The sequence below is a fragment of the Mesorhizobium sp. P170090 genome (assembly GCF_057786115.1).
The window spans coordinates 2,292,437-2,311,973 of the sequence record NZ_JBYNWH010000001.1 but is presented as its reverse complement, the minus strand read 5'-3'; the positions used below and the strand labels follow the sequence as shown (position 1 = coordinate 2,311,973).

18 protein-coding genes are annotated in these 19,537 nt (G+C 64.5%); 7 read left to right on the top strand and 11 right to left on the bottom strand.

Annotation, left to right across the window (positions count from 1 at the left end; genetic code table 11):
• Nucleotides 1–19 precede the first annotated feature (19 nt).
• The 4 genes from AC3EML_RS10935 to hisS all read right to left on the bottom strand — a co-directional run bounded on the left by AC3EML_RS10935 (nucleotide 20) and on the right by hisS (nucleotide 5,512).
• The gene (locus AC3EML_RS10935; protein WP_023692338.1) at nucleotides 20–1,780 is read right to left on the bottom strand and encodes an AMP-binding protein; all 1,761 of its coding nucleotides are present in this window, start codon (nucleotides 1,778–1,780) and stop codon (nucleotides 20–22) included.
• Nucleotides 1,781–2,014: 234 nt separating this feature from the next.
• Complete coding sequence (gene hisG / locus AC3EML_RS10930) at nucleotides 2,015–2,716, bottom strand: ATP phosphoribosyltransferase (RefSeq protein WP_023692339.1); 702 nt, start codon at nucleotides 2,714–2,716, stop codon at nucleotides 2,015–2,017.
• Complete coding sequence (locus AC3EML_RS10925) at nucleotides 2,713–3,834, bottom strand: ATP phosphoribosyltransferase regulatory subunit (protein WP_352521143.1); 1,122 nt, start codon at nucleotides 3,832–3,834, stop codon at nucleotides 2,713–2,715. The genes hisG and AC3EML_RS10925 overlap by 4 nt, the downstream gene beginning before the upstream one ends.
• Nucleotides 3,835–4,006: 172 nt before the next feature.
• Complete coding sequence (gene hisS, locus AC3EML_RS10920; protein ID WP_352521142.1) at nucleotides 4,007–5,512, bottom strand: histidine--tRNA ligase; 1,506 nt, start codon at nucleotides 5,510–5,512, stop codon at nucleotides 4,007–4,009.
• A gap of 202 nt (nucleotides 5,513–5,714) precedes the next feature.
• On the opposite strand from hisS, the gene AC3EML_RS10915 reads away from it, so the two are divergent.
• Nucleotides 5,715–5,957 carry a hypothetical protein gene (locus AC3EML_RS10915; RefSeq protein WP_023681830.1) on the top strand — a complete coding sequence of 81 codons (243 nt, stop codon included), beginning with the start codon at nucleotides 5,715–5,717 and terminating at the stop codon, nucleotides 5,955–5,957.
• Between the two features lie 127 nt (nucleotides 5,958–6,084).
• On the opposite strand, the gene AC3EML_RS10910 is transcribed toward AC3EML_RS10915, so the two are convergent.
• Nucleotides 6,085–6,723: a DNA-3-methyladenine glycosylase I gene (locus AC3EML_RS10910; protein WP_352521141.1), complete on the bottom strand. Its 639-nt coding sequence runs from the start codon at nucleotides 6,721–6,723 to the stop codon at nucleotides 6,085–6,087.
• A 209-nt stretch (nucleotides 6,724–6,932) separates the two neighbouring features.
• Between AC3EML_RS10910 and AC3EML_RS10905 the strand changes: the two genes are divergently transcribed.
• Together AC3EML_RS10905 and AC3EML_RS10900 are read left to right on the top strand one after the other, a co-directional pair.
• Nucleotides 6,933–7,679 carry a L,D-transpeptidase gene (locus tag AC3EML_RS10905; RefSeq protein WP_023750650.1) on the top strand — a complete coding sequence of 249 codons (747 nt, stop codon included), beginning with the start codon at nucleotides 6,933–6,935 and terminating at the stop codon, nucleotides 7,677–7,679.
• A 269-nt stretch (nucleotides 7,680–7,948) separates the two neighbouring features.
• Nucleotides 7,949–8,869 (top strand): bifunctional 5,10-methylenetetrahydrofolate dehydrogenase/5,10-methenyltetrahydrofolate cyclohydrolase, encoded by a 921-nt coding sequence (locus AC3EML_RS10900; RefSeq protein ID WP_352521140.1) that lies wholly within the window; start codon nucleotides 7,949–7,951, stop codon nucleotides 8,867–8,869.
• Between the two features lie 4 nt (nucleotides 8,870–8,873).
• Here AC3EML_RS10900 and glcF read toward each other — a convergent pair whose 3' ends face one another.
• The 4 genes from glcF to AC3EML_RS10880 all read right to left on the bottom strand — a co-directional run bounded on the left by glcF (nucleotide 8,874) and on the right by AC3EML_RS10880 (nucleotide 14,697).
• The gene (gene glcF, locus AC3EML_RS10895; protein ID WP_352521139.1) at nucleotides 8,874–10,199 is read right to left on the bottom strand and encodes a glycolate oxidase subunit GlcF; all 1,326 of its coding nucleotides are present in this window, start codon (nucleotides 10,197–10,199) and stop codon (nucleotides 8,874–8,876) included.
• Between the two features lie 4 nt (nucleotides 10,200–10,203).
• On the bottom strand, nucleotides 10,204–11,415 hold the full coding sequence (locus tag AC3EML_RS10890) for an FAD-binding protein (RefSeq protein ID WP_352521138.1): 1,212 nt from the start codon (nucleotides 11,413–11,415) through the stop codon (nucleotides 10,204–10,206).
• 203 nt (nucleotides 11,416–11,618) lie between these two features.
• Nucleotides 11,619–13,115, bottom strand: a complete 1,497-nt coding sequence (locus AC3EML_RS10885; protein WP_023686828.1) for an FAD-linked oxidase C-terminal domain-containing protein — start codon at nucleotides 13,113–13,115, stop codon at nucleotides 11,619–11,621.
• 259 nt (nucleotides 13,116–13,374) lie between these two features.
• Nucleotides 13,375–14,697, bottom strand: a complete 1,323-nt coding sequence (locus AC3EML_RS10880; RefSeq protein WP_352498903.1) for a DUF3422 family protein — start codon at nucleotides 14,695–14,697, stop codon at nucleotides 13,375–13,377.
• Nucleotides 14,698–14,902: 205 nt separating this feature from the next.
• Here AC3EML_RS10880 and AC3EML_RS10875 point away from each other — a divergent pair, with 205 nt between their 5' ends.
• From AC3EML_RS10875 to AC3EML_RS10865, 3 genes are read left to right on the top strand one after another with little or no spacing between them, the layout of a single operon-like run.
• Nucleotides 14,903–15,700, top strand: a complete 798-nt coding sequence (locus AC3EML_RS10875) for an FCD domain-containing protein (protein ID WP_023695102.1) — start codon at nucleotides 14,903–14,905, stop codon at nucleotides 15,698–15,700.
• A gap of 12 nt (nucleotides 15,701–15,712) precedes the next feature.
• Nucleotides 15,713–16,849, top strand: a complete 1,137-nt coding sequence (locus AC3EML_RS10870) for an alpha-hydroxy acid oxidase (protein WP_023715638.1) — start codon at nucleotides 15,713–15,715, stop codon at nucleotides 16,847–16,849.
• A gap of 55 nt (nucleotides 16,850–16,904) precedes the next feature.
• Nucleotides 16,905–17,672, top strand: coding sequence for a metallophosphoesterase family protein (locus AC3EML_RS10865; protein ID WP_352521137.1), 768 nt, complete (start codon nucleotides 16,905–16,907; stop codon nucleotides 17,670–17,672).
• Here the strand turns inward: AC3EML_RS10865 and AC3EML_RS10860 are convergent.
• Nucleotides 17,669–17,809 (bottom strand): hypothetical protein, encoded by a 141-nt coding sequence (locus tag AC3EML_RS10860; RefSeq protein WP_006206855.1) that lies wholly within the window; start codon nucleotides 17,807–17,809, stop codon nucleotides 17,669–17,671. The two genes, AC3EML_RS10865 and AC3EML_RS10860, sit on opposite strands and share 4 nt — an antisense overlap.
• 277 nt (nucleotides 17,810–18,086) lie before the next feature.
• A complete protein-coding gene (locus AC3EML_RS10855; RefSeq protein ID WP_352521136.1) occupies nucleotides 18,087–18,785 on the bottom strand; it encodes a type 1 glutamine amidotransferase in 699 nt (232 codons plus the stop codon).
• Between the two features lie 86 nt (nucleotides 18,786–18,871).
• On the opposite strand from AC3EML_RS10855, the gene AC3EML_RS10850 reads away from it, so the two are divergent.
• A complete protein-coding gene (locus AC3EML_RS10850; protein ID WP_352521135.1) occupies nucleotides 18,872–19,519 on the top strand; it encodes a hypothetical protein in 648 nt (215 codons plus the stop codon).
• Nucleotides 19,520–19,537: the final 18 nt, after the last annotated feature.

Below are 19,537 nucleotides of genomic sequence, written 5' to 3'. Positions count from 1 at the left end.
CGTCCCCGGCGTTCAACCCTCAAGCCGTCTTCTGCACCACCAGCCCCAGTTCCTCCACCATCGCTTCCCGCATCAGAAACTTCTGCGGCTTGCCCGTCACCGTCATCGGCAGTTCGGTGCGGAAGCGGATGTAGCGGGGGATTTTGTAGTGGGCGATCTGGCCGGCGCAGAAATTCTTGATCTCCTGCTCGGTGGCGATCTGGTTGGGCTTCAGCACGATCCAGGCGCACAGCTCCTCGCCATATTTGGCGTCGGGAATGCCGAACACCTGCACCTCCTTGACCTTGGGATGGCGGTAGAGGAATTCCTCGACCTCTCTGGGATAGACGTTTTCGCCGCCGCGGATGACCATGTCCTTGACCCGGCCGACAATGTTGCAATAGCCCTCGGCGTCGATGGTGGCGAGATCACCGGTGTGCATCCAGCCGTCGGCGTCGATCGCCTCGCGGGTTTTTTCCGCGTCGTCCCAGTAGCCTTTCATGACGGAATAGCCGCGGGTGCACAGCTCGCCCGGCGCGCCGACGGCGACGGTGGCGCCCTCGGCGTCGATGGCCTTGACCTCGACATGCGGATGGATGCGGCCGACAGTGGAGACGCGTTTTTCCAGCGGATCGTCGACGCTGCTCTGGAACGAGACCGGGCTGGTCTCGGTCATGCCGTAGGCGATGGTCACCTCTTCCATATGCATCAGCGTCACCACCTTCTTCATCACCTCGATCGGGCATGGTGAGCCCGCCATGATGCCGGTGCGCAGGCTGGAGAGATCGAAGCTGGTGAAGTCGGCGTGGTCAAGCATGGCGACGAACATGGTCGGCACGCCGTAGAGGCCGGTGCAGCGTTCCTGCGCCACCGCCTTCAGCGTCGCGCCGGCGTCAAAACCCTCGCCAGGAAACACCATGGTCGCGCCCTTGGTGACGCAGCCCATCGTGCCCATCGACATGCCGAAGCAGTGGTAGAGCGGCACCGGGATGCAGAGCCGGTCGTCGACGGTGAGCTTGGTTGCCGCGGTGACGAAATTGCCGTTGTTGACGATGTTGGTGTGGGTCAGCGTCGCGCCCTTGGGCGCGCCCGTCGTGCCCGAAGTGAACTGGATGTTGATGGCTTCGCCCGGCTTCAACCCTTCGGAGATGCGGTCGAGGCTGTCATGCTCGTCACGGCCGGCCATCGACAGCACGTCGGCGAAATTGAACATGCCGGGCGAGTTGTCATCGCCCATGCGGATGACGATCTTCAGCGCCGGCAATTTCTGCGCCTTGAGCTTGCCGGGGGTGGCCTTGGCGAGCTCAGGCGCCAGCGTCTCGATCATGCCGAGATAGTCGGAGGTCTTGAAACTGGCGGCGGTGACCAGCGCCTTGCAGCCGACCTTGTTGAGGGCATATTCCAGCTCCGTCAGCCGGTAGGCCGGGTTGATGTTGACCAGGATCAGGCCGATGCGAGCGGTGGCGAATTGGGTGACCAGCCATTCCCAGCGGTTGGGCGACCAGATGCCGACACGGTCGCCTTTTTCGAGGCCGAGCGCCAGGAAGCCGGCGGCGAGCGTATCGACCGTGTCCGACAATTCGCTCCAGGTGAAGCGCTTGTCCTGGCCGACGAAGACGGCAGCATCCTGCGTGGCGTATTTGCTGACCGTGCCGGAGAAAAGCTGAGGGATCGTCTTGTCGAGCAGCGGCACCGAACGGTCGCCCGACACATGTGCCCGGCCGTCGAGCGGAGCGATGAAAGCCCTGCCGCGCCCGCGCAGATTGGTGGCGTTCTTGAGCTCGTCGAGATTGATCGCCATCGCCGTTTCCTCCCGGGATATGGCGAGCCTATCAGCCTGATGGGATGGTGGAAAGTAGAGGCGGTTCCCCTCCCCCTCGCGGGGAGGGTGCCTCGCGAAGCGAGGCGGGTGGGACCCTCGGCGAAGTGCTCGACTTCCTTGCTCACGGTCGACCCGGCTTGGGTCGTCTCGCGTCGAGCACTGCCGGAGCGACCCCACCCGTCCATCCGCCTTTGGCGGCTGTCCACCCTCCCCTCAAGGGGGAGGGAGCGCGCTCATCTTCGCGGCTATTTCCCGCACTAGCGCCTCATCCGCAGCAGCACGATCTTTCCTGGCAGCCACGAGGCAGGCCTGCGACTTCAGCACAACCCCATCGGCCAGCACCTTGAGATGGTTGGCGCGTAGGGTCGAGCCGGTGGTGGTGATGTCGACGATGACATCGGCAAGGCCTGCCGCCGGCGCGCCTTCGGTGGCGCCGAGGCTTTCGACGATGCGGTAAACCTGGATGCCGTGCTTTTGCGAGAAGAATTGTTGCGTCAGCCGCCAATATTTGGTTGCGATCCTCAGCCGCCTGCCGTGGCGCTGGCGGAAATCGGCGGCGACATCGTCGAGATCGGCCATGGTATCGACGTCGAGCCAGATGGCGGGCACCGCGACCACGACATCGGCATGGCCGAAGCCGAGGCGAGCGACGATTTCGGCGCGCGCCTCCCAGTCGGCGAGGTTTTCGCGCAGCAGATCCTCGCCGGTAATGCCGAGGTCGACCGAACCTTGCCCAATCTCGCCGGCGATTTCGGACGCCGACAGGAACGCCACCTCGATGCCCTCAGTGCCGTCGATGCGGGCGCGGTACTGGCGCTCATCGCCGGGCAGGCTGACGGCAAGCCCGGCCCTGGCCAGTACCTCCACGGCCTGCTCCTTGAGCCGGCCTTTCGATGGGATCGCCAGCGTGATCATTGCGGCTCTCCCCGCAGCGCTTCGATGCGGTCGAGCCAGACAGAGAAGCCGACGCCGGGGATCGGCGTCTTGGCGCCGAGCAGGGTCAGCAGCCGGTCGTAGCGACCGCCGCCGGCCAGCGGCCGCTCGCCACCAAGTGCTGCGATCTCGAAGACGATGCCGGTGTAGTAATCCAGCGGACGGCCGAAGGCAGCGTCGTAGCGGATCGTCTTTGCAGGCAGGCCATGTGCCTCGATGGCTTTGGCGCGGGCGGCGAATTTTTCCAGCGCCGCGCCCAGCGAAAGCCCGGCAGAGGCCGCAAAACTTTCGAGCGCAGCACTCGCGCCGTCGAGCGGCACGTCGATGGCGAGAAAATCCCTGAGCGCCGCAAACGCTTCGTTCGACAACCGCACGCTGCGCAGTTCGGCCTTTTCGATCAGCCGCCGGGCAATGTCGGCGGGCGCGCGTCCGCCGGATGCCAGCAGGCCGGCCTCTTCCATGCCGCCGGCAATGTGGGCGGAAAGCGCTTCGAGATCGCGATCGAGGACAAGGGCCGCGACTTCGCCGTCAAGCTGACCGTTGCGTGGCGGGTTGGCGAGATCGGACAACGCTGCCTGCAGCATCGGCGCCGAACCGAAGGCGCGCGCAAGTCGCATGCGCCAGCCGCGCGGCAGGCCGAGGGCCGCCAGCACCGCCTCGAAGATGGTCTGGTCGCCGAGCGTGATCGCAAGAGGTTGCGCCGGCAGCACCAGCTGCAGCAGCGCGTGCGCATCGGCCAGCGAACGCGCATCGGCCTCGGCCGTATCGCGGTCGCCGAGATCCTCGATGCCGGCCTGAAAGAACTCGTTGCCGCCCTCGCGGCGCTGGCGGAACACTTCGCCGAGATAGGAATAGCGGCGCGGCGTGCCGGCCTGCGAGGCGATGTGGTCGAGGCAGACGGGGATGGTGAATTCGGGCCGCAGACACAGCGTCTTGCCGGTCTCGCTTTCGGTGAGAAAGATGCGGCGGCGCAGATCCTCGCCGGCCATGTCGAGGAATGGGTCGGCCGGCTGCAGCACCGCGACCTCGACCGCATGGGTGTTGCGGGTGGCGAAGAGTTTGGTGATTTCGGATGCGATGGCGGGATAGCGGGAGGTCATGCGTGGCGCGAGGCACCCCCCTCTGGCCTGCCGGCCATCTCCCCCTCAAGGGGGGAGATTGGCAGCTCGGAGCGCAGCGCCTCTTCTTCAACGCCGGAGATTGGCGAAACCATGCGCGACATCCAATCTCCCCCCTTGAGGGGGAGATGGCCGGCAGGCCAGAGGGGGGCGTTCAAGCGCCACCCTTCGCACGGTCAGCGGCCTGCACCGCCAAAATCTTCCTCACCTCGGCGACCAGCTCTCCCTCCGCCACCGTCACCTGCGCCGGGCGGGCAGCCCGCCATTCAGCGTTGTCGGCGATTTCAGCGGACATGCGCGCGCCTTCGATCAGATCCTTGATCTGCAACTCGCCCTTGGCGCGCTCATCGCCGCCCTGGATGATCGCGACCGGGCTACCGCGGCGGTCGGCGTATTTCAGCTGCGCCTTCATGCCGGCGCCGCCGAGATACATCTCTGAGCGGATGCCGGCGGCGCGTAGCTCTGCGACCATCTTCTGGTAGCGGCCAAGGCTTTCCGTATCCTTGTCCATGACCAGCACGACGACCGGCGCGATGACATCGGTGGTGTCCAGCTTGCTGAGGTTCTTCAGCGCCGTCATCAGGCGGGAGACGCCGATCGAAAAGCCGGTCGCCGGCACCGGCTCGCCACGGAAGCGCGAGACCAGCCCGTCATAGCGGCCGCCACCGCCGACCGAACCGAAGCGCACGATCTGGCCGTCTTCGTTGGGGATTTCGGCGAGCAATTCGGCTTCGAAGACCGGGCCGGTGTAGTATTCGAGGCCGCGCACGACGGAGCGGTCCATGGCGATGCGATCTTCGCCATATCCGGCCGCCCTGACCAAGGCTTCAATCGTCGCGAGCTCGCCGACGCCTTCTTGGTAAGTAGAGTTCGAGCTCACTATGGAAACCTGGTCGACCTGTGCGTTCCTTGCCGTGGCGAGAAGAACTGCTTCAGCTTGCCCGTCGTCCAAACCAGCGCCCTTGGCGAAGTCGCCCTCGCCTTCCTTGCCGCCATCCCATCGGCCCGGCCCAAGCAGAAGCTTCACGCCTTCCGGCCCGAGCTTGTCCAGCTTGTCGATGGCGCGCAGCACGGTCAGCCGGCGGCCAGCATTCTCATCGCCGCCAAGGCCAATCGCCTCCAGCACGCCATCCAGCACCTTGCGGTTGTTGACCCGGATGACGTAGTCGCCGCGCTTGATGCCGAGCGCTTGCATCACGTCGGCCATCATCATGGCCATCTCGGCGTCGGCTGCGACGCCCGGCGTACCGATCGTGTCGGCGTCGAACTGCATGAACTGGCGGAAGCGGCCCGGGCCGGGCTTTTCGTTGCGGAACACCCAGCCGGAGCGGTAGCTGCGATAGGGTTTCGGCAGCTTTTCAAAATTTTCGGCGACGTAGCGCGCTGTCGGCGCGGTCAAATCGTAGCGCAGCGACAGCCACTGCTCGTCATCGTCCTGGAAAGAAAATACGCCCTCATTAGGCCGGTCCTGGTCGGGCAGGAACTTGCCGAGCGCATCGGTGTATTCGATCAGCGGCTGGTCGGCCGGCTCGAAACCGTAGAGCTCATAGACCGAACGGATCGTCGCCATCATCTTCTCGACGGCGCGGATATCGTCGGCGCTGCGGTCGGCAAAGCCGCGCGGCAGCCGCGCTTTCGTCTTTTCCGATTTGTCGGCCATGGGATGGGTCTTTTCGCTTAGTAATCGATGACTTGTTTGGAGTGGGCGTGTCCTAACCGAAGCGGCTTGGTGCGGCAAGGGTTTGCGCTCTTTCCTTCTCCTTCGAAACAAAACGCACCAAAAGGAAACAATTCCGCCATCGGCGCGGCATCGTGCCGACACAATCAGAGCCGATAAGCGCGCCGAAACAAAGGGTTGGGCCATGACTGCGGCACACAAGTTCGACATCAGAGACGACGGCCTGCATGAAGTCCGGTTGCGGCCGGCCGAGAGCCGTGCGCAGGTGACGGCGAGCCTCGGTCCGTTTGAGGTCACCGCCGACGAGCGCAAGGGTTCCACCATGCGCGAGGCGCTGATGACTGGATTGCTGGTGATTTATCCGGCCTTTGCGGCACTGGCGGCGATTGTCGCCGGGCTTTTTCTGACGGGCGCCAGCGGGACGTGAGTTCCTTACCCTCCCCCTTGTGGGGAGGGTCGACGCGTAGCGTCGGGGTGGGGGTGCGGCGCCAAGATACCCCCACCCGCGCCTTCGGCGCGACCTCCCCACAAGGGGGAGGTAGGGGGACAGCGCCCTACTTCGGCCTCTTAAAGGCCTTGCGTTCCTTCTCCACCTGCTCCCGGCAAACACACCCCTCGAGATGGTCGTTGACCAGACCCATCGCTTGCATGAAGGCATAGACCGTCGTCGGTCCGACAAAGCTCCAGCCGCACTTTTTCAACTCCTTCGAAATCCTGATCGAGACCGCTGTCGTCGGGTTGGCCCGCAGGTGGGCGAGGTCGACGATCTCCGGCCGCTCCTCCGGCCCCGGCTCGAACTTCCAGAACCAGGCGGCCAGCGAGCCGAATTCATCCACCATTTCGCGCGCGCGTTTGGCGTTGTTGATGGTCGAGACGATCTTGCCGCGGTGGCGGACGATGCCGACATTGGCGACCAGGCGCTCGACATCCTCGTCGGTGAAGGCAGCGACCTTGTCGAAGTCGAAACCGGCGAAGGCCTCGCGGAAATTCTCGCGCTTGCGCAGAATGGTCAGCCAGGACAGGCCGGACTGAAAGCCTTCCAGGCAGATTTTTTCGAACAGCCTGCGGTCGTCGGCGACCGGCCGGCCCCATTCATGGTCGTGGTAGTGCAGATAGTCCGGCAGATTGCCGTGCCAGAAGCAGCGCGTGATCACGTCGGAGCCGGTAAGCAGTCCGGTGTTGTCTTGAGTCATGGCCAATCCATCCGTTAACGCGCTTTCGCGCTGCATTTACCGCGGCTTTACCAGATTCCTGAACCCGGCGGTAACCACACCAAAAGGTTTACTGACAAAGCGGCATTTTACGCATTCCGATTCATGTTTCGGTTGTGGCTTCGCGCCAAGGATCGCGCAACCGGGGGCAAGTTCCGCCTCCGTCCGTTCGACGATCAAGGTGCGTTCCGATGAAGATCTTTTTGCGTTCCGTGCTCGGCGCCGTGGCCATTCTGGCCGCCGGCGTCACCTCGTCTGCCGCCAACGACCGCTATGCCGACAGGCCGCCGGTGATGGTGAGCCCCGACCTTTCCGCGCCCTGGGTGCTGCAGCTTGGCCGCGCGCCCGGCATCGTGCGGCAGAGCCGCCAGTTCGTGCAGCAGCAGCCACGCCTTCGCTATGCGCAGCCAGCGCGACCCGATCGGGTGCGCACTGCTTCCGTGCAGGCGCCGGCCAAGCGCGTGGTGATGCGGCCGCAGATCAATCCACTCTATCTGCCGCAGGAAGTCGCCTATGACGGCCCACAGAAGCCGGGCACGATCGTCATCGATACGACGCAGAACTTCCTGTTCCTGGTCGAGAAGAACGGCAAGGCGCGGCGCTATGGCGTCGGCACCGGCAAGCCTGGCTTCGAATGGTCTGGCACGCACAAGATCACCAACAAGCGCGTCTGGCCGGACTGGCGCCCGCCAGCGGAGATGATCAAGCGCGAGGCCGCCAAGGGCCGCTACCTCCCGACCTATCTGGCCGGTGGCGAAGAGAACCCGCTCGGCGCCCGCGCGCTCTATCTCGGCACGACGGAATACCGCATCCACGGCACCAACCAGCCATGGACCATCGGCGGCTCGGTGTCTTCCGGCTGTATCCGCATGCGCAACGAGGACGTGGTTGACCTTTACGAGAGGGTCAATGTTGGAACCACCGTGGTCGTGATATAGTCGGCTACCGAATCATCTGGTCCAGAAGGTTAGACCTTCAGGGTCGGGAAGAGTTTACGGGGGACGGGCCGTGTGGGGATGCGGCCAGTCAGGAAAGGGCAGCCTGGGAAACCGCGCTGCCCTTTTCTTTGCGGCGGTAGCTGAGCCAGGCTGCGCCAGAACGTCACGCCAGGGGGATGACGGTTCGCTTTCACGCTGCCTTGCCGCATTTCCCCTGCTATAGGGACGGCCAAACTCCCCTGCGCCAAACTCGCTGCAAAGGTTCAGCCATGTCTCCGCCAGACGATAGCCGCTATCTCCGGGGCGGCCCGGTCGCCCAGCGCATCATGGCATCCGTGCGCGAGGATGCCGCCATCGCCACCGCCGAAGGTTTTCCGCCCAAGCTGGTGTCGATCACCGTCGGCGATACCGCTGCCGTCGATGTCTATGTGCGCAACCAGCGCGCCAAGGCCGCGCTTGCCGGCATCGGTTTCGAGGAGCGGCGGTTCCCCGCCGACATCAGCGCCGGCGAACTCGAGGCGGCGATCCACGGCCTGAACGCCGACCCGCGCGTCACCGGCATCATCATCCAGCGGCCGGTGCCGGCGCATATCCCGATCAAGACGCTGCAAGCGGCGGTGCATCCACTGAAGGACGTCGAGGGCATGCATCCGGCGTCGATCGGCAATATCGTCTACAATCAGCTCGACCTCGCGCCTTGCACGGCTGCGGCCTCGGTCGAGCTGCTCAAGGAAACCGGCCTCGACCTCAAGGGGCTCGAAGTCGTCGTCGTCGGCCATTCCGAGATCGTCGGCAAGCCGATTGCCTTCCTGCTGATGAGCGAAGGCGCAACGGTGACGGTGTGCCATCACATGACGCGCTCGGTGGCGGCACATGCGCGCCGCGCCGATGCGCTGTTCGTCGCCGTCGGCAAGCCGCGGCTGATCAAGGCCGACATGGTGATGCCCGGTGCGGCCGTCATCGACATCGGCATCAATTCCGAGATCGGCCCGGACGGCACGAGCCGCATCGTCGGCGACGTCGACACCGAGAGCGTGAAGGAAGTCGCATCCTGGATCACACCGGTGCCGGGCGGCGTCGGCCCGATCACTGTGGCGATCCTCTTGCGCAACACAATGGTCGCGCTCAGCCGCCAGCGCGCGCGCTACCAGGCGACGTATGGCGTGGTGGACCGGCTGGCAGCGGAATAGCTGCTTACTCGGCGGCGACCAGGTTTCCTTCGGAGACGCCCTCCGGCTTCGGACCACCATAGGCCCAGTCGAGCAGCTTGATCGTGTGCACCACCGGCAGCTTTGCAGCCGATGCGATCTGGGTGATGCAGCCGATATTGCCTGTGGCAACGATCTCCGCGCCGGTGGCCTCGATGTTTTTCACCTTTCGGTCGCGCAGCTTCTCCGAAATCTCCGGCTGCAGGATGTTGTAGGTGCCGGCGGAGCCGCAGCACAGATGCCCCTCGCGCGGTTCGCGCACGACGAAGCCCGCCTTGGACAGCAATTCCTTCGGCTGGCGGATGATCTTCTGACCGTGCTGCATCGAGCAGGCGGAGTGATAGGCGACGACGGTGCCGGGTTTGCGCACCGGCTCGGGCAGGTCGAGGCTTGCGAGATATTCGGTAATGTCCCTGGCCAGCGCCGAGACCCGCGCGGCCTTGTCGGCATAGGCCGGATCGAGGCGCAGCATGAAGCCGTAATCCTTGATGGTTGTGCCGCAGCCCGATGCGGTGATGACGATGGCGTCGAGCCCGCCCTGGTCGATGGCACGCGTCCACGCATCGACATTCTGCCGTGCCGAGGCAAGGGCTGCTGCCTCGCGGCCCATATGATGGACCAGCGCGCCACAGCAGGCTTCGCCCTGCGGCACCACGACCTCGACGCCAAGCCTGGTCAGCAATGCAATCGTCGTCTCGTTGATGGCGGGGTCGAGTACCGATTGGGCGCAGCCGGTGAGGATGGCGACGCGGCCTCTCTTCGTCCCCTGCACAGCATGAATGCCGGAAGAGGCCATTGGCGAGACCGTCGGGATCGAGGCCGGTGCCAGCTTCAGCATCGCGCTGAGCGGCTTCAGGGCCGACACCTTTTCGAACAGACGAATGAATGGCTTGCCGAGTCTCGCCAATTTCAGCGCGGCGCGAAAGCGCGCGGGATAGGGCAGCACGAAGGCCAGCATGGCGCGGGTGAGCCGGTCGAGCAGCGGCCGCTTGTAAGTTTCCTCAATATGGGCGCGGGCATGGTCGACCAAGTGCATGTAATTGACGCCCGACGGGCAGGTCGTCATGCAGGCGAGGCAGGACAGGCAGCGGTCGATATGGGTGACGATCTCCTTGTCGGCCGGGCGGCCATTCTCCAGCATGTCCTTGATGAGATAGATGCGGCCGCGCGGCGAATCCAGTTCGTTGCCAAGCGTCACATAGGTCGGGCAGGTGGCGGTGCAGAAGCCGCAATGCACGCATTTGCGCAGGATCTTCTCCGATTCCGCGACATGCGGATCAGCAAGCTGGGCAAGGGAGAAGTTGGTTTGCATTATCTTAGCCTTGGGCCATGCGGCCGGGATTGAGGATGGACTTGGGATCGAACTCGGCCTTGAGCCGCGCCGACAGTGCGGCCTTATGCGGTGCCTGCGGCTCGAACACCGGGACGGCGGCGCGATGCGAAGGGGTGGCGCGCACCAGCGTGGCGTGGCCGCCGCCAAGCTTTCTGATTAGCCCGCGCAGCAGGGCGGCCTCGGGATCGCCCTCCTCCATGCGCAGCCAGACCAGCCCGCCCTGCCAGTCGTAGAAGGCGCTGACACCGATCTGCATGCGCAGCGTCAGCACCATCTGATGGGCCTGAGACGGCGCCATGGAGACGCGCCAGACCGGCTTTTCGCTACTGTCGGCGAATGGCGTGCAGTCCCTTATGTCACGCCAGAGGGTATGCGATGTCTCACCTGCGATCTCCTGCAGCGGGCCGGCATTTTTCAGCAGGGTCTTCAGCGCCTCAATGCGATAGGCGACCGATGGGCCAAACCCTTCGACGCGCAGCAGCGTTGCAGCGTCGGTGCCTAGACTGCCCCCGGCAACGCGCGCGGCGATGCGTTCGGGCAGATGGGCCGCGCTCGACACTTCGGCGCTGGAGCCGAGCGCCAGCGCCATGGCGGCAGAGGCGGCATCGTCGAGTAGGCCGCGCATGGCAAGCGTCACCTCGGTCTCGGCCGCCGGCAGCACCTTGAAGGTGACATCGGTGAACACGGCCAGCGTGCCCCAGCTGTTGGCCATCAGCTTCGACAGATCGTAGCCGGTGACATTCTTGACGACGCGGCCGCCGGACTTGAAAGCCTCGCCGCGTCCGGCAACCGCATTGATGCCCAGAATATGGTCGCGCGCGGCGCCCGCCTTCAGCCGGCGCGGGCCGGACAGGTTGGCGGCAAGCACGCCGCCGATGGTGCCCTTGCCGGGCTCGCCGCCGAGTAAAGGACCGTAATCCATCGGTTCGAAGGCGAGCTGCTGGCCGTTTTCGGCGAGCAGGTTTTCGATCTCGGAAAGCGGCGTGCCGGCCTTGGCCGACAGCACCAGCTCGGCCGGCTCGTAGAGGGTGACGCCGGTGAGCTTCGAAAGATCGAGCGTGTGTTCGCTCTGCTGTGGCCGGCCGATGCCGCGCTTGGAGCCGTGGCCGATGATTTCCAAAGGTGACTCTTCCGCCGCCGCCCATTGGACGGTGGAGAGGATCTCGGCCGATGTGGTGGGGGTGAAGGTCGTCATGGCGAAGATGGGTCGAGTTCCTTCGCGCCCCCCTCTGTCATGCCGGACATCTCCCCCTCAAGGGGGGAGATCGGAAGTCGCGTCCGATTTCGCCAATCTCCGACCTTGAAGGAAGGGTAAGGCGCGCAAGCTGCCAATCTCTCCCCTTGAGGGGGAGATGTCCGGCAGGACAGAGGGGGGTGTTCACGCGCCAACTTAGCCACTCAAAACCTCGGAATGTCCGGAAACGCCACCTGGCCGCGATGCACATGCATGCGTCCAAGCTCCGCGCAGCGGCGCAGTTGCGGGAACACTTTTCCCGGGTTGAGCAGATGGTTGGGATCGAAGGCGCATTTGACGCGCATTTGTTGGTCGAGGTCGATCTGGTTGAACATCTCCGGCATCAAATCGCGCTTCTCGACGCCGACGCCGTGCTCGCCGGTCAAGACGCCGCCGACCTTGACGCAGAGCCGCAAGATGTCGGCGCCAAAACTTTCCGCCTTGTCGAGTTCGCCCGGCACGTTGGCGTCATAGAGGATCAGCGGATGCAGATTGCCGTCGCCGGCGTGGAAGACGTTGGCGACGCCGAGGCCGTATTTCTCCGACAGTTCGCGCATGCCGGCGAGCACACCCGGCAATTCCTTGCGCGGGATGGTGCCATCCATGCAGTAATAGTCGGGCGAGATGCGGCCGACCGCCGGGAAGGCCGCCTTGCGACCGGCCCAGAAGCTCAGCCGCTCCTGTTCGGATTGCGAGACGCGGCATGTGGTGGAGCCGTTCCTGTAGGCGATCGCTTCGACGAGACCGATCAGGTGATCGACCTCGACGCCCGGCCCGTCGAGTTCGACGATCAGCAGCGCCTCGACATCAAGGGGGTAGCCGGCATGGACGAAATCCTCCGCGGCATGGATCGCCGGCCGGTCCATCATCTCCATGCCGCCAGGGATGATGCCGGCGCCGATGATGTCGGCGACGCATTGGCCGCCCTGCTCGCTGGTCGGAAAGCCGATCAGCAGAGCGCGGGCCGTCTCCGGCTTTTTCAGGATGCGCACGGTGACCTCGGTGACGACGCCGAGCAGGCCTTCGGACCCCGTCATGACGCCGAGGAGATCATAGCCTTCCGAGTCCAGATGATTGCCGCCAAGCCGCACCACCTCGCCGTTCATCAGCACCATCTCGATGCCCAGCACATTGTTAGCGGTCAGGCCGTATTTCAGGCAGTGCACGCCGCCGGAATTTTCAGCGACATTGCCGCCGATCGAGCAGGCGATCTGGGAGGATGGATCGGGCGCATAGTAGAAGCCCTCCTGCTCGACGGCGGTGGTGATGCCGAGATTGGTGACGCCGGGCTGAGCGACGACGACGCGATCGGGATAGTCGATCGCAAGGATGCGGTTGAAGCGGCTCATGACCAGCAGCACGGCATCCTCGAGCGGCAACGCGCCGCCGGAGAGTGAGGTCCCGGAGCCGCGCGGCACGACACGGATGTTGCGGTCGTTGCAGTATTTCAGCACCCGCGACACCTGCGCCACCGTTTCCGGCAGCACCACGACCAGCGGCAATTGCCGGTAGGCGGTGAGACCGTCGCTTTCGAAGGCGCGCATTTCGTTGGTGGCGTCGACGACGCCCTCGCCCGGCACGATGATGCGCATATCGGCGACGATCTCCGCCCGCCTTCGCATCGTGGCGTCGTCTGGCTTGGGCATGACAAGGCCGGACATCGGCGGCGTCCTCCGCTTAGCTGGTAAAAATCTTTTACCAGTTACATCCGGATGTTGCAAACACCGCGTCGGGCAAAGAGCGTACTGCCCGCCTTCCGCAGCGGCAATCTGCCGCTATTCACCCTCCCCCTTGTGGGGAGGGTCGCGAACGCAGTGAGCGGGGTGGGGGTCCGCGCGACGAAAGCTCTTTACGAGCACCCCCACCCCGATCCGCTATGCGGATCGACCCTCCCCACAAGGGGGAGGGTAAAGTGCGCTCCTACTCCCCCGGATGTTTCGCCGGCTCGGAGTGCATCCGCCTCACTCGCCGCACGCCCCACCAGACCAGCAGGATGGCGACCGGCACCGCCGCGGCAGTGACGATTTCGGGTGCAAAGGCATGGCCGAAGATCGATGCGCCCTTGGCAAGGTAGGAGATCAGACCGACGACATAGTAGGACACTGCTGCCACCGACAGGCCCTCGACCGTCTGCTGCAACCGCAGTTGCAGCCGGGCGCGGTTGTTCATCGACGCCAGCAGATCGCGGTTCTGCTTCTCGACCTCGACATCGACCCACGTGCGCAGCAGCGTCGTGGCGCGGGTTAGTTTGCGCGACAGGTTGGCCTGGCGCTCCTCGACCGAACGGCAGGTGCGCATGGCGGGTGCCACCCGCCGCTGCAGGAAGCCGCCCCAAGTGTCGTAGCCGGGCACGGCTTCTTCGTCCAGCGCTTCCAGCCGCTCGACAACGATGCCGTCATAGGCGCGGCTGGCGCCGAAGCGATAGAGGCTGGAGGCGGCATCAGCCTCGAGTTCAGCGGCAAGCTCGGTCAGGTCGGCGAGCAGCGTCTGGCTGTCGCGGGTTTCAGCGACCTTCATTTCCAGTGTGGTCTGCGCCAGCCGGTCCTCGATGCGGCGGGCGCGGCCCGACAGCGTCAGCGCCAGCGGCAGGCCGAGCATGGCAAGCGTGCGATAGGTCTCGACGTCGATCAGCCGCTGCGACAGCGCGCCGGTCCGCGCCGGCGTCAGGCCGCGATCAAGCACCAGGATGCCGGTCAGGCCGTCGCCGTCCTGGCGGAAATCGGTGACGATGGCCGCATTGCCGCGCTCGACCAGCGAATAGCAGAGGCTCGTCGGGTCGAAGGCCGCAATCAGCTTCTCGCTTGCCGGCGTCCATTTGCGGATCTCCAGCCTTATGCCTGAGATCACCGTTCCCGGCGGCGAGAAGCCGTTGCCGAAAGGAGAATCCTCCTGCGCCCTGCTGCTTTCGGCCAGCGGCCCTTCCCACAGATAGGTCGAAAATTCCGTATGCCGCTCCCAGCGCAGTGTGCCCTTGCCCCACTTCATGGCGTGGTGGCGGGCATGACGGTCGGGCGCGGCAATGCCGAGGCGCCGCGACAGTTCGGAGAGCACGGCCATGTCGACGCCGGAGCCGCCCTCGGTCATGAAGGCGAGTTGCACGAGCACGCGCGGCTTCTCGATCAGCGGATGCGGCCGGGCATGGACCTCGCCGATCGCGCCGGGCCGTCCCTCATGCGCGGGAAAGCCCATCACGCTGCCCTGGGCGCGCGGCTGGAATTCGAGGTTGGACGTCTCGTCCGACACGGTGGTCCCCCTGTTCTCGACCCTTCGTGTGATGGCGTCCTCTAAAGGCAATCCATGAGGCGCGTAAACACCAAAGTCTAGCATCGTAGGTCCTGCCGGCGCGACGCGCAGACCGGCCCGATTGGGCGAATTGGATAAATAATTTGACCAGTTGGCGACGCTGGCTTTATCTTGCGCGACACAGGTTCAATCTCCCAGGCCCCCGTTGAGCGATATTTTCTCCAGGATCGAGCATTCGCGCACCGCCGACGAGGTGGTGCAGCAGATCGAAAGCCTGATCCTTGAAGGCGTGCTGCGCACCGGCGACCGGCTGCCGGGCGAGCGCGAGCTGGCGCGCCAGTTCGACGTGTCGCGGCCGATCCTGCGCGACGCGCTGAAGGCGCTGGAAGGGCGCGGGCTGCTGATCACCAAGGCCGGCGGGGGCACCCATGTCGCCGACGTCATCGGCCAGCTGTTCACCAAGCCGGTGACCGACCTCATCTCGATGCACCGCAAGGCGGTGACCGACTATCTGGAATACCGCCGCGAGATCGAAGGCGTGGCGGCCGAATATGCGGCGCGGCGCGCGACAGCGGACGACATTGCGCTGCTCGACCGCATCATGGCGCGCATGGACGAGGCGCACCGCACCGGCGATTTCGACGACGAGGCGGAAATCGACGTCGAGTTCCACCATGCTGTGTGCGAATGCGCGCACAACATCATCCTCTTGCACACACTGCGCTCCTGCTACCGGCTGCTGTCTGAAGGCGTGTTCCAGAACCGGCTTCTGGTGTTCAGCGTGCCCGGAGCGCGCGAGGCGCTGCTGGCCCAGCACGGCGCGATCTACAAAGCCGTGAAGGCCGGCGATCCCTCAGCTGCCCGCCAAGCGGCGATGGACCATATCTCCTATGTCGAGCGCTCGATGCTCGAGGCCGAACGCAGCGGCGACTGGCAGCGCGTGTCGCGGCTCAGGCTTAAGCAGCGCTCCGACGCCGACGACGGCTTCAAGACGACTGGCTAACGAGGAACCACCATGAGCGACATCCTCACCATTGCCGATCTCAAGGACCTGGCGCGCCGGCGGGTGCCGAAGATGTTCTACGACTATGCCGATTCCGGCGCCTGGACCGAAAGCACCTACCGCGCCAACGAGGAGGACTTCCAGAAGATAAAATTCCGTCAGCGCGTGCTGGTCGACATGAGCAACCGCTCGCTGGAATCGACCATGATCGGCGAGAAAGTGGCGATACCGGTGGCGCTTGCCCCAACTGGAATGACCGGCATGCAGCATGCCGATGGCGAGATGCTGGCGGCGCAGGCGGCAGAGGAATTCGGCGTGCCGTTCACGCTGTCGACGATGAGCATCTGCTCGATCGAGGATGTCGCGTCGGTGACGAAGAAGCCGTTCTGGTTCCAGCTCTACGTGCTTCGCGACAAGGATTTCGTGCTCGACCTGATCGACAGGGCGAAGGCTGCAAAATGCTCGGCGCTGGTGTTGACGCTCGACCTGCAGATCCTGGGGCAGCGCCACAAGGATGTCCGCAACGGGCTGTCGGCGCCGCCCAAGATGACGCTGGCCAACATTGCCAACATCGCCATGCGGCCGCGCTGGCTGATGGGCATTGCCGGCACCAAGCGCCGCACCTTCCGCAACATTGTCGGCCATGCCAAGGGCGTCGGCGACGTCGCTTCGCTGGCATCGTGGACGACGGAGCAGTTCGACCCGCACCTGTCGTGGAAGGACGTCGCCTGGATCAAGGAGCGCTGGGGCGGCAAGCTGATCCTGAAAGGTATTCTCGACAAAGAGGACGCGCTGATGGCGGTCGAGACCGGCGCCGACGCCATCATCGTTTCCAACCATGGCGGGCGCCAGCTCGACGGCGCATCGTCGTCAATCATGGCGCTGGAAGAGATCGCCGATGCCGTCGGCGACAGGATCGAGGTGCATATGGACGGCGGCATCCGCTCGGGCCAGGACGTGCTGAAGGCGCTTTGCCTCGGCGCCAAGGGCACCTATATCGGCCGCCCGTTCCTGTACGGGTTGGGCGCCATGGGCAAGCAAGGCGTGACCCTGGCGCTGGACATCATCCGCAAGGAGATGGACATCACGCTGGCACTGTGCGGCAAACGGCTGGTGACCGAGATGGGCAAGGACCAGTTGCGGCGATAGGGTCTTGTTCACCGATTAGACCCTAGCCTCGCTGGATCACGGAGACGAAGCCGCCTTGATCGAGACCGGCATCCACTACCTCGACGCGCGCGCGCCCGATGGCATGCGCCTCTATGCGATCGGCGACGTGCATGGCCGGCTCGATCTGCTCGCCGCCATGCATCGCCGCATCGAGAGCGAACTCGAATACAAGCCGACCAGCGATTGGCGCGTCATCCACCTCGGCGACTATGTTGACCGCGGACCAGAGTCCAAGGGCGTCATAGACTTCCTGATCGAGGCACAGAAACGCAATCCACGGCATCTGATGCTCGCCGGCAACCACGATATCGGCTTCCTCGACTTTCTCGACGAGCCTGACCCGGAAGGGCTGTTCATCCGCTATGGCGGCGTGCAGACGGCACAATCCTATGGCGTCGACCTAGCGGGACACGCAAGCTGGTTCGGCAAGGCCGAGGCGTTACGGCGGGGACATCAGGCACTGGTCAATGCTGTACCGCAAGTCCATGTCGACTTCCTGCGGTCGCTGCAATTGTCACTGATATCAGGTGATTTCTTCTTCTGCCATGCTGGCGTCAGGCCTGACGTGCCGCTGGAGAGCCAGAGCCCGCAGGATCTGGTCTGGATACGCGACGTCTTCCACAACCATCCAGGGCTTTACCCGAAGGTGATCGTGCACGGCCACACACCGGTGCCGGAGGCGGAGGTGATGCCGAACCGCGTCAATGTCGACACGCTCGCCTGGCAGTCAGGCATGCTCAGCGCGCTCGCCGTGGACGGCGCGGACAAGCGTATCCTGACTGTGCAGGGAAAAGCGTTTTAGCGAAGCGCGGCGGTGACGCCGTAGCCGTCGACGGCCTGATGGTTGTTGGCCGCATCGGCGGAATAAATGCCGAGACCGCACAAAACGATGGCAGACAGCATGACAAAGGACAGAAGCGCTGCTTTCACGGACGTCATCTCTAGTTGAGCTTCCTGCATCTGGGCACGAGGCGGTTACCAATGGGTTGAAACCGAGAATTCGTCTCAAAGTTTCGACGATTTCGCGCTTGTAGGTCGATTCTGTATCGGCGGTGTGTCGCGCGGATCACACAGAAGGTTCATCGCGGTTGCATTGCCGATGCATAGCGCGCGCCTTGTAGGATGGCGTTCGGCCACAAACCAAGGACGAAAGAAGTTGTCCCCGGCAGATTCCCCGCCGCGTGCCAATTATGCAACGGCCGCGCGTTGGCTGGGTTCAGATCGTCGCCACCCAGGCGCGGGCAATGGCCAAGCCCGCGGCATCAGCCTCGGGGCCGTTGAGAGCCATTTCGCTGTCGAGGCGATCGTGCCAGTCGGGATGGCGATCGGCAATCAGCGGCGCGAAGGATGCGCTCCAGTCCCTCACAATCGGCCGGTCGGCCTCGAAATGGAACTGGAAGCCGTAGACGGCGCGGCCGATACGGAACGCCTGGTTCTCAGCAATTTCGCTGCCGGCAAGCCGCACCGCATTTGACGGCAGCGCGAAAGTGTCGTCGTGCCATTCGAAGATGGGGAAATCCTGGGGAAGTGCGCCAAGCACCGGATCGGTTCTGGCGTCCGGCGTCAGCGATACCTTGTGCCAGCCGAATTCCGAGGCGGCGCCGATCTGGTTCTCACCGCCGAAAGTGCGGGCAACCAACTGGCTGCCCAGGCAGATACCGAGAACCGAGCGATCCTTGGCGGCGAAATCGCGGGTCAGTTCGAGCAGCGCCGGGAAATACGGGTAGTCATCGTCGGCCAGCGCATTCTGACCGCCGCCAAGCATCACCATGGCATTGTGTCCGGTCGCGTCGTCCGGCAGCGCATCGCCCTTGTAAGGCCGGCGCAGGTCGAGATCGGCGCCGGCTTCGGCGAGCGCGGCACCAACCTGGCCAAGGCCGGTGTTGTCGTAGTTCTGGACCACCAGCACCCGCATCGCAAAACCCTGCTGACATGAAATGACGCGACGAGCGATATCATGTCGCCCGTATTGCAGCCAAGATGCATATTCGGGAGAGAGCTATGCCACTGCAGAACCGGGTCGATCCGTTCGGCGCCATCCATGCCATATCCGAGCGCGGCCTGTTCACCGGCAATCGCGGCATCATCCACGATCCTGAGACCAAGACGTTGCTGAAAAAGCGTTGGGCCTTGCCGGCCTGGATCATCTGCGTCTGCCAATTCCGCAATGTGCGGCGCGAGCCGATGGGCAGGAACAGGCCGGGCGGCAGGGCCGGCTGGACCGAGTTGTTCTTCCTCGACGAGGTGACGGCGCTGGCCGCCGGGCACCGTCCCTGTTTCTATTGCCGGCGTGAGCGAGCCATGGATTTTGTCGGGCGTTTCGGCAAAGTCTTCGGTGTAAACGAACCGCGCGCGCCAATGGTGGACAAGCGGCTGCACAAGGAGCGGCTGGCTTCCGGCGGCAAGCCACCTGATGTCACCATGGGAGAGCTTGCCGAATTGCCGGACGGAGCGATGATCGCGGATGGCGGCTCGGCCTATGCGCTGCGCGGCGGCAACGCGCTGCCCTGGTCGTTCGCAGGCTATGGCGATGCGGCGGCCTTCGACAGCCTTGCCGGCCGGTCGCTGCGCCTGCTCACACCGGCCACGACCGTTTCGGTGCTGCGGCACGGTTTTGAACCGGTGTGGCATCGTTCCGCCGAGACTTGACGCCAGGCACCGCCTCGC

Coding starts and splice junctions, on each gene's coding strand:
- AC3EML_RS10935 (WP_023692338.1), bottom strand. CDS start 1,780: ATGGCGATCAATCTCGACGAGCTCAAGAACGCCACCAATCTGCGCGGG.
- hisG (WP_023692339.1), bottom strand. CDS start 2,716: ATGATCACGCTGGCGATCCCATCGAAAGGCCGGCTCAAGGAGCAGGCC.
- AC3EML_RS10925 (WP_352521143.1), bottom strand. CDS start 3,834: ATGACCTCCCGCTATCCCGCCATCGCATCCGAAATCACCAAACTCTTC.
- hisS (WP_352521142.1), bottom strand. CDS start 5,512: ATGGCCGACAAATCGGAAAAGACGAAAGCGCGGCTGCCGCGCGGCTTT.
- AC3EML_RS10915 (WP_023681830.1), top strand. CDS start 5,715: ATGACTGCGGCACACAAGTTCGACATCAGAGACGACGGCCTGCATGAA.
- AC3EML_RS10910 (WP_352521141.1), bottom strand. CDS start 6,723: ATGACTCAAGACAACACCGGACTGCTTACCGGCTCCGACGTGATCACG.
- AC3EML_RS10905 (WP_023750650.1), top strand. CDS start 6,933: ATGAAGATCTTTTTGCGTTCCGTGCTCGGCGCCGTGGCCATTCTGGCC.
- AC3EML_RS10900 (WP_352521140.1), top strand. CDS start 7,949: ATGTCTCCGCCAGACGATAGCCGCTATCTCCGGGGCGGCCCGGTCGCC.
- glcF (WP_352521139.1), bottom strand. CDS start 10,199: ATGCAAACCAACTTCTCCCTTGCCCAGCTTGCTGATCCGCATGTCGCG.
- AC3EML_RS10890 (WP_352521138.1), bottom strand. CDS start 11,415: ATGACGACCTTCACCCCCACCACATCGGCCGAGATCCTCTCCACCGTC.
- AC3EML_RS10885 (WP_023686828.1), bottom strand. CDS start 13,115: ATGTCCGGCCTTGTCATGCCCAAGCCAGACGACGCCACGATGCGAAGG.
- AC3EML_RS10870 (WP_023715638.1), top strand. CDS start 15,713: ATGAGCGACATCCTCACCATTGCCGATCTCAAGGACCTGGCGCGCCGG.
- AC3EML_RS10860 (WP_006206855.1), bottom strand. CDS start 17,809: ATGACGTCCGTGAAAGCAGCGCTTCTGTCCTTTGTCATGCTGTCTGCC.
- AC3EML_RS10855 (WP_352521136.1), bottom strand. CDS start 18,785: ATGCGGGTGCTGGTGGTCCAGAACTACGACAACACCGGCCTTGGCCAG.
- AC3EML_RS10850 (WP_352521135.1), top strand. CDS start 18,872: ATGCCACTGCAGAACCGGGTCGATCCGTTCGGCGCCATCCATGCCATA.